The sequence below is a fragment of the Pseudovibrio sp. W64 genome, from assembly GCF_001623145.1.
GTDB lineage: Bacteria > Pseudomonadota > Alphaproteobacteria > Rhizobiales > Stappiaceae > Pseudovibrio.
On sequence record NZ_LMCI01000028.1, the window covers coordinates 360,779 to 371,970 of the forward strand.

6 protein-coding genes and 1 pseudogene are annotated in these 11,192 nt (G+C 46.4%); 3 read left to right on the plus strand and 4 right to left on the minus strand.

Annotated elements, in window-relative coordinates; translation table 11 throughout:
- Nucleotides 1-146 precede the first annotated feature (146 nt).
- Entirely contained in the window at nt 147-1,310 is a 1,164-nt protein-coding gene (locus PsW64_RS12550) for an NAD(P)-dependent alcohol dehydrogenase (RefSeq protein ID WP_153042366.1), read from the minus strand.
- 243 nt (nt 1,311-1,553) lie between these two features.
- On the opposite strand from PsW64_RS12550, the gene PsW64_RS12555 reads away from it, so the two are divergent.
- Nucleotides 1,554-2,252: a TetR/AcrR family transcriptional regulator gene (locus tag PsW64_RS12555; protein WP_206599556.1), complete on the plus strand. Its 699-nt coding sequence runs from the start codon at nt 1,554-1,556 to the stop codon at nt 2,250-2,252.
- A 100-nt stretch (nt 2,253-2,352) separates the two neighbouring features.
- Here PsW64_RS12555 and PsW64_RS12560 read toward each other — a convergent pair whose 3' ends face one another.
- Entirely contained in the window at nt 2,353-2,943 is a 591-nt protein-coding gene (locus PsW64_RS12560; RefSeq protein ID WP_063303810.1) for a GNAT family N-acetyltransferase, read from the minus strand.
- 926 nt (nt 2,944-3,869) lie between these two features.
- Complete coding sequence (locus PsW64_RS12570) at nt 3,870-4,652, minus strand: nucleotidyltransferase domain-containing protein (protein ID WP_063303812.1); 783 nt, start codon at nt 4,650-4,652, stop codon at nt 3,870-3,872.
- Nucleotides 4,653-5,493: 841 nt separating this feature from the next.
- Here PsW64_RS12570 and PsW64_RS12580 point away from each other — a divergent pair.
- Nucleotides 5,494-9,813 carry a hypothetical protein gene (locus tag PsW64_RS12580; protein WP_063303814.1) on the plus strand — a complete coding sequence of 1,440 codons (4,320 nt, stop codon included), beginning with the start codon at nt 5,494-5,496 and terminating at the stop codon, nt 9,811-9,813.
- A 419-nt stretch (nt 9,814-10,232) separates the two neighbouring features.
- Nucleotides 10,233-10,865, plus strand: coding sequence for a tyrosine-type recombinase/integrase (locus PsW64_RS12585; RefSeq protein WP_063303815.1), 633 nt, complete (start codon nt 10,233-10,235; stop codon nt 10,863-10,865).
- Nucleotides 10,866-10,978: 113 nt separating this feature from the next.
- Here PsW64_RS12585 and PsW64_RS12590 read toward each other — a convergent pair.
- Nucleotides 10,979-11,192, minus strand: a pseudogene (locus PsW64_RS12590) (HlyD family type I secretion periplasmic adaptor subunit); the annotation flags it as partial.

An 11,192-nucleotide genomic window follows, 5' to 3' on the forward strand; every position in this document is an offset into this window, starting at 1 on the left:
GATCGTGCATTAGAGTTTTATTTGCAGGCGAGCAAATACTTTTTCGGCACCGCCTGAGACCGCTCAAAGAAACCACCAAGCCTTTCGGTAGAGCCAGAGCAAAACCTTATCTGCGTCCGCGAAGGTAAAGTGTATGGGGGTAGAGTTTAATGCCCATTGCATTGGCTTAATGGGCTTTCTTCCATACTGCTCTCAGCACGGTTTTCGGGGGTCTCTGGCAGCTCAGGATTTTCAAACCGAATGACAATTCGACCACGGGTTCTATGCGAGGTCAGAACTCCAATTGCATCTTGAATCCGCTTTAAATTGAATGGTATTTCCATCTCAATTGGTGAGTGGATCTTGTGTTCCGAAGCAAATTGCATTGCATCCTGAGCAACATGTCTGGGTAGGGTTGCACAGAATTTATAACGGGGCCCCCGAAAAATGGTCGAGATGCTTCTCCTCATCACATGGCAAACACTTTGGAAAAACTCTTTTCGCGAGAGCTTACGTTCACCTAGATATTGCACTGGGCCAACAACAGTGATGAATTTTCCGCCCAGTTTCAGCCAGCGATATGCGGCTGCCTCATTTCTCAAACCTCCAACCAAATCAAAAGCTTTATCGAAAGAGTTGGCTTTTTCTGCAGTAAACTCAGTACTCTGATAATCCAGAGTATTATCTGCCCCGAGAGTGCGTACAAGTTTCGCATTTGCAGCGCTACAAACACCTGTCACATAAGCAGATTTGGCTTTGAGTATTTGGACAAGCACCGATCCGATTGCCCCCGAAGCACCAATAACCAGACACCGTTCACCTGCCGTGATGTTTGCTGTGCGCAATGCACCCCAAGCAACACAGGCTGACAGCATGATTGCCGCAGCTGCTACATGAGACATGTTTGAAGGTTTGAGCATCACATAACGCGCAGAAACACATCTATATGTAGCCCATGAACCATTTTCTCCAGATTCATTCGGGATGACCACAACTTCGTCTCCCAGCTTGAACTGTTTAATAGAACTTCCAATCGCGACGACAATCCCAGAAACAGAAGACCCCATTATGTGAGGGGTATTTACTGAAATATTTTTGGGAGCGTAAAATCGACCAAGTGCAGTGCCTTGGGCTGCATAGATTTCATCAATATGCATTGAAGACGCAATCAATTGAATTACCACCTGATTTTTCGCTGGTCGAGGAACAGGTAACGTAAGTAACTTCAATTCATTCGCGACCTGACCAATTTGTGGCTGTTTCGTCAGGGCGATAGCAGAGACCTTTGCGGTGTTGTGGTAGGTTACTGAACTCTCGAGTTGTTCTTTCAATTGTGCAACTCCCTAAAAATCAAAGACACTGGCATAAGACGAAACTGATAATCTGGAACGTCATTCCAAAATTGGCGCTCTGGCACAGCATAATTGGGGGAACATGCTGTGCCAGATTTGTGTATCCATCACGTTGAGTAGACAATTTGCTTTGCCCAGTGAGGTAGCCAAGTTATAAACCGACCGGAAGTTTGTATATTAAGACCGATGGTCGGTTTCAAGGGGAATTTTGTGAAAGCACCGATGCGTAAAAATATGAGACCTGAAGAACGACGTGCCCAGTTGCTGGACTGTGCGCAAATGTTATTTTTCTCCAAAGGCTTCGAAGAAACGACAGTCCAAGATGTTTTGGAGTTCACAGGTGTGTCGAAGGGGGGATTTTACCATCACTTCAAGTCCAAGGAAGAGTTGTTGTTCGGTGTGTTGGACCGACTAGCTGATGCTGTACTCTCCCAAATGGCAATGGTTGTCGCTGATGAGGGGGCGTCCGCGACCGACCTCCTGCACAATTTCACACACCTTCGGGCGAACTATCTGCGGGAGCATGACTACCCGGGGCAAGTGGAAATATTTCGCACGATGAATCAAGAGAGAAATCTGGCGTTGTTGGAGCAGTTCAAACGTAGAGTACGCGTTGGTGCTGTACCAATTCTCTCCCAAATCCTCCAAAAAGGTTGTAAAGAAGGCGTCTTTAAGATCGCCGATCCTGAGACTGCTGCCGAGCTCATTCTTCACATCAGCAACTTTCTTGATTTTGCGCTCTTAAGAGCGATTGATGCGCGGGGAACCAAAGAGGCAGACTTTGCAGCTGAAAAACTACAGGCAGCAATTGACCTACAATTTCTCACGATCGACAAAATTTTGGGTCTAACTGATGGCACAACAAGTTTTGGTTGGCCGGATGCTGTGCATGCGACAATGGAAACTCGGCCAATTGAGTAAGTGGGCGATTGGCAAAGCGCAGCACTGTTGCATCACTGTTTGAGGTGCCGCTCAACTCAAATTTGAAGTATTGGGCCTCAGAAAAAATGCAAAAGAGTTTCTAAGTCATGCATACTTGATTGAGGGCGGGATTTCTTATGCGCCAGTCTGAGATATTCAAACGATAAAGGACATGCCTTGCTTTGGGATGTTCTTGGTCGAGCGCCGGATGTAAGAAATCTCCATTTAAGTCTCGCTTCATTCCCAGACGCTCCATCACCTTTTGTGAAGGGATGTTCGCTGGAATTGTAAAAGCTACAATTTCCTCTAGATCTAGCTCTTCAAATGCAAAGCGGAGCCACTGTGCTGCTGCTTCAGTGGCGTATCCATTTCCCCAAGCAGATCGTTTAAAGCGCCAACCAATTTCGATGCAAGGATCGAATGGGAGAGGCTTTCCATAATTTGGAATATTCAATCCGACTGCACCTAGAAACTCTCCAGAACTCTTTAAAGTAACTGGCAGCAAGGAAACTCCGTTTTGCGCCTGCGCAGCTACGGCTCTTTTGATAAAAGCCATCGCTCCCTTGCGGTCCATTACTTGAGCCATGTGCTGCATAACGACTTGATCAGCACACATGCAGGCGAACGGATCGAGATCACACTCTTCCCATAACCGATAGGAAAGCCTTTCAGAGGCAATAGGATACTTCATGTTGGCTCCATGAATTGATTGCTAGAGATAATTCCACTGTGCAGGAATAGACGTAAAGTGAACTCCTGAAAGATGGAAACTCAGCATTAAGTGCGATTGCAGCAACGAACTGGTTTACGCAGCCTATTTACAAACCGACCAGCGGTTTGTAAATAGGCTGCGTGTCTGCTTTCCGGCATTCCAGTGTTAATGTTCCATGGTAATCTGAGGTGTCACTTGTCCTGCAGAGCTATGCTCGGGGCCCTTTCCAGTCCAATATACGTATCATCGCTCCAGACCGACCAGGCATTGGCCGTTCTGACTATAAGTCGAAATCGATTGTCTATTGGCCACAAGACATTCAAGAGCTCCTTGATCATTTGCAGATCCATAAAGCTTTCTTGTATACCCTCTCTGGTGGCGCACCCTATGCATTGGCTTGTAGTTGGGGTGCTGGCGTTACTCAGAATGATTTGGCGGGTTTCTGACAAGCTTCAACCTCTCATGCGCTTACTGACACGTGCATTCGATCAGTTAGCAAGGTACAACACTTTTTAAGAGAAAAGCAGATTTTGAGTAGAATGACTTTGGGTTGCATGCCAAGAGACAAGATCATGATGCTTTGATGAGAACGTCTGCAGTAGCTCTCCATCAGAGCTAGCTCAACCGATGCTAGAAACACCCGAATGACCGCATTGCCCCATACAGAGATGTTGCTGCGTTACCAGTGCAACATTTGCCAAAACTTAGGCAGCCTTAGTCAATGCTCGACTTCAACCTCGGAGCGATCTCACCCAATTTACGCCTGTCTGTAGAGATTGCGATAAGCGCCTTTGCGGGTAAACGTGCTATTCACTCGAACATCCCCAACGTCTCCGTATCTTGCAACAGGGAACGGAAGGCACTGTTTAGAAATACCTTCCGTAGAATACACTCGATCTAAAAGCCTAGATTTTTTGTAGTGCAGACATTGCAATCTGTTTTGCTCTGTCTTGTGTTGAAACTTCCGAACTTATCATGTCTAGATAGATAGAGGCTGCATTTTCAGTGGCAAGCTTCAGTTGTTCCTTTTCAGGTTGGCATACGGTTGAAAGAAGTTGCATGGCGAACTTGGGTAGCACGAACTCAATTTTCCTTACTCCTCTTGGCTCGTAACCAGCCTGTTGCAAAGCTAATGGTCCAAGAACTTGCACTCGTATGAAGCTCAGGAAATCCAAGGCTTCAAAGTACTCGCCTCGACAAATTTTTCCCGCGCAATAGTGCATCCAAGTCCAGAACCTGTCTTCGACCCACTGTTTATCAAGCCTAGGATAGGCACCATGTCCCTTAGCTAAAGCCTCGGAGAGTTGGCCGGTTCGTTCCCACAAAACTGTTGGTTCATCCACACGGTCGGAGATATCGTTTACTTTGGCAAACTTAAAATCAATATGCAGTCCATCTGGGCCATAAAGTGCAATTACAAGTCTGGGCTCTCCGACATGGTCTCCTGAGAAGGCAGACACAAGGTCGCCGAGCTCGGCGATCATTTCAAATCGCTTTGAGAATACTTCTTCGTAATGGAGAGGATCGACGGCGACGACAAAATCTAAATCGCTATACTCATCTAGGGTGTTATCGCTGTATGAGCCGGAACATGCCAAGCCTAGAATGCGATTGTCACTTTTAAACTTGAGAATGGCTTGTGAAATAAAGCTACGATGCTGTGGAAGTGCTGAGCTAGGGAATTCCATTTTGTGGTCCTACATACTGGTTCGATTCTTCGTCTTGAAAAAATCGTCCGCTGTAACGCAGCATTTCCGAATAGCAGCCTCGTCTAAAAATGCAAGTACAAAGGTGCGTGAGTTTAGAAATACTTTGGCAGGAGGTGCAAGCACAGGAACTAACTTTACGTCTTGCATAGTAGTCAAATACATCCATGAAAGACTGTTCTCACAGTGTATCTGCTTTGCGAACAGCTTCAACTCTTGATGGAAGCATGCGAATGGCCGCATTTGGCCCTGAATTTCTAAACTTTCCTGCCACGTAGCAGCGTGACCATTAGCTGCCATTCGATTTGACTCGATGTAATCTCTATCGGTGAGAGTTCTCAACTTTAGGTCGATATTATACAGTCTGGAACTGGCCAATCTAGCAGCTAGCACTAGAATAGTATTTTTGCCCATTTCCGCCACTGTTTCTGATGTCATACAACTCCCACCCGCGTTAAATTACTCCGGAATCAGATCGTCAGATGAGCGAAGATACCGTATTCAAGTTGAACTGCTGTTTTGCCTGAGTATCAAACTATTGTCTGTGCTGAATGATATAAACCTAAAAGGCCTAATCATCTGCATCGAGATAACCTTATAACTTGGCACAAAATGAAAAGGTATCAGGGTCCTGAGCTTGTGCAACCACTCAGAGCGACAAGACAAAGAAAATTTTAGAATAAGTAAAGAAAAAAACTCATGAAATTACTGTAATGTATTCACCAATAACAAGACAGGTGTAGCTGATTTACTACAAAGGCACTCATACTCGATAGAAAATAAAGTCATAAGACCATTTCGAGTGACTGGATGGAGTGTCTTGATGGGTAAGGTTAGGTTTGAAGATCAGGAAAATGAGTCTCAGGATCCACAAGTAGAGGCCTGGATCATTGGAATGATGCAGGAGATCAATGCCAAAGGATCTCCCAAGGAGCCGGAACCATCATCTCAGACCGTTGAGAATGGAGATGACGCAGATGGTGACGTGTTCTACGAAATTCCACTGTTTGACCTCGAAGAAGAAGCAAGCTGGACAGATAAACGTAATGTTCTAGCGACAGAAATTACGAGGCTGGTACCCAAAATAGGACATGCCGACAAGCTCGGTGAAACTGTTCCCAATGGCCCATATAAAGCCCAGTTTGAAAACGTAAAAACCAAGTTCTCTGATTTTGTACATGTACTCGGTGCGCAACACTCAGCTCTTTCCTCCAAGGGAGCTGATGAAGGGAAAGTTGAGAAACTTGAGGCTGGCATTCTAGAGGCCTACACTCTTTATGGGGATGTTGAGCTTCTGGCACATAAAGCCAACAAATCAATGGATGAGATCCTTACAGGCTTGCGTGCCCAGTCTGCTAAACTCAACTCAGAGTTGGAGATCCTTTATGGTGAGCGCGCTGCCCTAGTAAAATCTGACGTCAATGTTGATGAGGTTGATAAAGCCTATGCAATCGCGCGAGAAGCGCTTCGTGACGTCAATACGGGTATCAATATTCCAAAACCAGAAATGGCTGAGGAGGCGCTGGACCGCACTCAATCACGTAAAAATGATCTGGAAGCAGCCGTGCGGGCAGGTAAGCGGGACGCAGACTCGCGTCTGAACGCGACTATGCTCAAGCTGTCACTTGTTGAACGGGATGTGAGCAAAACGGCTGAAAACAGAGGCGTGGTTGAAGATTCAAAGTTGTTCTTAAAATGGTTTGATGTGGAGCATGAAGCAGCTCAGAAAGCGCTCAGTCAGGCGAACTCAGCAGTTCAAAAGGCAGACTATGTTGGTGTCGAAAAGTTCATTACAGAAGCGGAAGATCATCAAGCGAATATGCAGCGATTTGTCTTGCGTAAAATCTTAAATCCGGATCTGGGTGACGAAACGGATGATAGTATTGATGAAACGAAGCTGAAAGATCCTGAGCAAAAACTACTTTTCAAAGAAACGACGACAATCCGTCGGCAAGCCGAGCAAATTTTCAAAGACAAAAGTAAAGTCGAGGCCGGTGGATCCAACGTTAAGCAATTTGAGCATGAGTTCAAAAATGTTATGTCTTTGACGAAAAACGCACAAACTGACCTTATTCATGGTGAAAACCAGAATGCAGCTGCAAAGAATGATAAGGCCAGAAGCAGTCTTAAGAAACTGGAGGAAATCCGGCAGGAGACCGTTTCTGCAACAAACATAGCCTTTGACCAAGTTGAGCAACTCAAAATCGCTGCAAAGCCTGCTTACGACCTTTTTCCTGAGTTACAGGCTCTTGCTCAAGAAAATGAGCAATATCAAAGATCCTTCAAGCGCTTCTCTAAGCAAATGACGGACTTTGACTTTTTTGTCAAAACCGCAGAACACCATGTACAAGCTGGAGAACTTGTTGCGGCTGACGGGCAGATTACGCAAGCGCGTCGGCCCCTTAACAACTTGATGTTTCGTGTACAGGACTTTGTGCAGTTCACGCCAGAGCAGGACCAAGGTGGAGCAGCTGGGAAGCTGGCCAAGAAGATCGCAATGTTGCGTGCGGATTATGACAAGTTAGCCGCACATACTGGTGACTTCACCGATAATGAAGAACTCAAGATATTCGAGAACTTTTCACAAAAGACAAAGCAGTTCCTTGATGATGCAGATGAAGCCATTGGTGCGAACAAAGTGGAGGAAGCCGCCGATCATAAGGAAAATGCTCAGATTGCCTTGGATGGCATGGTGGTTGCCTTTGAGCGAGGGGTAGACACATCTGCCAAAGTTAATCTGTTCATGGCGGATATTGTTGAGGCTCAGTCCAAAATCGCAGCGCTTTATGAGCGCCGCCGGGAAATTGCCTATGATAGGCAGGCGGCAGATTTTCTCAGTTACAACACAGCTGCAGGTGAAATTGTTTTTGAAGCAGAAGCACTGCTAAATGCTGGGCGTGTTAAAGACGCAAGAGAAATTCTGGCGCAGCTGCCTCTGGCTCTGGCCAATATGGAGGCCTGTTTTGTTAAACCTAAAGGTTTGAGAAAAGGCAAGAAGGCAACGCCAGAGAGTTATGAACCTGCCTCAGTGCCTCAGCCAGAAGATCCGGCGGACTTAAATGTCTCTGAAGCCCTGGTTAGAGATGACGATACCTCTCAAAAAACGCTTGTGAAGTTGCTTGCCAATTTGGCGAAGCTTCAAAAAGGGTTGAATGAGGCCGAGGCCAAGTGGCGTACAACGCTGGAGAATGAGGTTCTGGTTGAGTTCGATGGCATCCTGAAAGAAGCAAAACAGCTTACGGCAGATGCACTGGATATCGCTGAACGGGATACTGAGGATGAAGATGAAGTCATTCCAGATCTACAGCTTGCTCTAACAAGCGCGTATACGCTTTATGGGCAGTTGCAGAGCATTTTCAAAACAAAATCAACCAAGTCTGTGGATGGCGGAAAGACAGAAGTTCTCGATCCTCCGATCTTTGATCAGGAAGAGCGGAAAGTGATCAGGATTCTCAATGATATGAAGCGCCTTCGGGAAGGTATTGAGAGAGCCAATCTCATCTGGTGTCCTAATCTGATGCCCGAGAAGATTTCCGACATGAATGCGGCGCATCAATCTACTCTGCAAAGCCTTGATAAAGCAGAGGGTTTAGCTGACCAAGATGACGTTCAGGCTTTCGAGATATTGCCTCAACTGAAGATCTTCATGACAGAAGCAAAAGCCGGGCTCACATTGATGCAAAAGATCTTTAAGACCTCTGAGGAGATCAAAGAGAATCTATTGAAGTCTTTGAAGGATAGCATTTCCTATCACCAATCTCGATTTGATATCGGCATTGCAAAGCTGAATGAGGCTGTGGACTGGGGTGTGGATCTAACGGAAACAGAAGCGGCTCACAGTAAGGGAGCGGCAGCGGTGACTGGCTTGAAGATGGCAGTCATGAATCGTGATGTGGAGGTTGCAAAACTTCAGGTCGATGCGATTGAGGGCGCGATTTCTGAGCTTAACACTGCAGTTGAGGGTGTCCTTACCGGCCTACAGGATCTACGAAGTCAATATTCCCTCAATGTCACAGATCTGAGCACTCGGTATTCTCTGCTGGGCAGTCGTGCTGACAGTCTGCTTGGCAATGAAACTGAGCTGAAAAAATTCATGGAGAGTGATAAGCTCGCGAACAACTTGCTGAAAACAGCCTCGCAGATGGTAGAGACGTCAACTCAGCTCGATTGTGACACCCATCTGGATGACATCGAGAGCACGCTGGATGTAATGGAGGCTATTCTCACACTGAATGGTGATCTGGGCCTTGAGCCGGAAGAGAAAAAAGTAGAGCCTTCAGAAAGCGACAAGTTGATTGCGCGGATTGCGAAGGCCAGACAAGAGTTGCTCTCTGTCTATCATCTTCGCAATGAGGTTGAGCACATCGCTGAAGCAGATCCAGTGGCTAGGAAGCACTTGAAGCAACTTGATACCGCCTATAACGCAGCAGAAGAGACACTTACCTCTCTTGAGACCGGCAAAGCGGTAGACCCCGGACGCAGCTTTGAGGTGATCGATGTTCAAATTCAGGTGATGAAAACCAGTCTGGATGAAATCAAAGCAGTTGCAGCGAGAAATCCGGAAGCAGCAGCGGAAACGGAAGATCAGAAGACGACAATATTTGCCAGCCGGATTGGTACGTTGCGAGATGAACTCACGACTATGAGTGATCAGGTCAATGAGTTTAAGGACCCTTATGAACGAGAAACCTTTGAACAGCTTGTGAGTGAACTGAGCGAGATCATCAAAGACCTCCAGATATGTTTGATCAACAGAGATTTCACCGGCTGCGAGAAACTGCTGCTTAAGGGCCAAACCCGTATTGATAAAGGAAAGAAGCTTTACAAACTCGGCCGTTTTACCGCTCAGGAGTTTGAGCGTCTTAAAGAGTTTTACAGTATTTCGGTAGAAACCCTTAAGCAACTGAGTGAGAAACAGAATACGCTCAAATCACAGAAGAAGCTTAATCTGTTCCAAGCGCAGCACGAAAAAGCACGACAAGGCCTCTCCCACATTCAGGCATCAATTAAAGCGGACAGAGTGAAAGAAGCTCGCGGAGATGTTGCTAACGTCGAAAAAGCCCTCGCCGCTTTGCAGGACTTGTTCAAATCAAAACGGGAGAAGTTGAAAGAAACTTTCACGCGCAAGAAAGTGAAGAAATAGTTTTGATTATTCGGAGAAAGCACATCAGCGTTCTTAATGTAGTTTCACGGCGACACATTGCGCTTATCTAGATCTTGTTCTGTGCGGTACGATCCGACATGCTTTCTAGGAGAGTTTTCAAACGCAATTTTCTCCAATACCAGCTTGCAAAACACAAAACTCCTCATCACCAAAGCGAGCCTGTCTCAACCAAAGATTGAATAGGCCTAAGGTTCGTTTGTGGCCCACTTCATAGCAATGCCAACTAGCTAAAGACTTTGACGTTCAAAACAGATGTCGTTTGCTCATTGAAGTCTGAGCTCATCCTCAGAGCATATTACTACTCTGCCACGTCTGTAGATCTAGATCTCAAAACCGTCTTCTACATGCAGTAAAATCGGTTCGATGTGGTGGTTGAGGGATGGCATGGAGGAGCTGTTATGACCATTACAAACCTTCCTATGATCCGACCAGTAAAACCAGCCTGGAATCGTGGCAGGATTGTCGGGCAAAAGCGCCCTTTGCTACCAAAGCACGTTTGGACCATTCGTGTTCGCCTTGAGCTTGCAGGCAAAGTACGTGAGCTAGCTTTGTTCAATACAGCAATCGATAGCAAACTCAGAGGGTGTGACCTTGTACGTCTTAAGGTTGTCGATGTCTTTACTGCAGGACGAGTGAAAGAGCGCACTTCAATAATACAGAGTAAGACCGGTAAGCCTGTTCAGTTCGAACTCATGGAAGGAACCAGATCAGCCTTGTCAAAATGGATAGACAGTTCAGAAATGATCGGGTCAGAGTATTTATGGCCTGGTCGGTTTCATGACAGGCCGCACATTTCGACGCGACAGTATGGTCGAATGCTGAAAGAGTGGGTTTTATCAATCGGGCTAGAACCAAGTTCTTACGGCACACACTTAATGCGTAGAACCAAAGTTGCGCAGATCTACAAGAAGACAGGTAATCTTCGTGCAGTGCAGCTTCTTCTTGGCCACACTAAGATGGACAGTACTGTCAGATACCTAGGTATCGATCTTGAGGATGCACTCTCGCTTTCAGAGAAGATCGATATTTAGAAGACAAGGAGCTGGAAGGGAGCAGCTCCAAATCCTCTTTTAGTGTTTGACCAGATGCCTATAAACTGATTGCCTTCTCTCTGTATGTTCCAGCTATTTTCTGTATATCCGCCTTACTTCTCTTTCAACGCATGCGCGATTTGGTCTTGCATGGGTTTAATGAAGTAGGAGAGGACGGTGCGTTCGCCGGTTTGGATGAAGCCTTCGACGGGCATGCCCGGCACGAGGGTCTGGCCGTTCAGCTTCGGCATTTCGCTATCCAGAATCTTCAGGCGTGCCAGATAGAACGGTTCGCCGGTGACCTCATCGCGGGTCAGATCTGGAGAG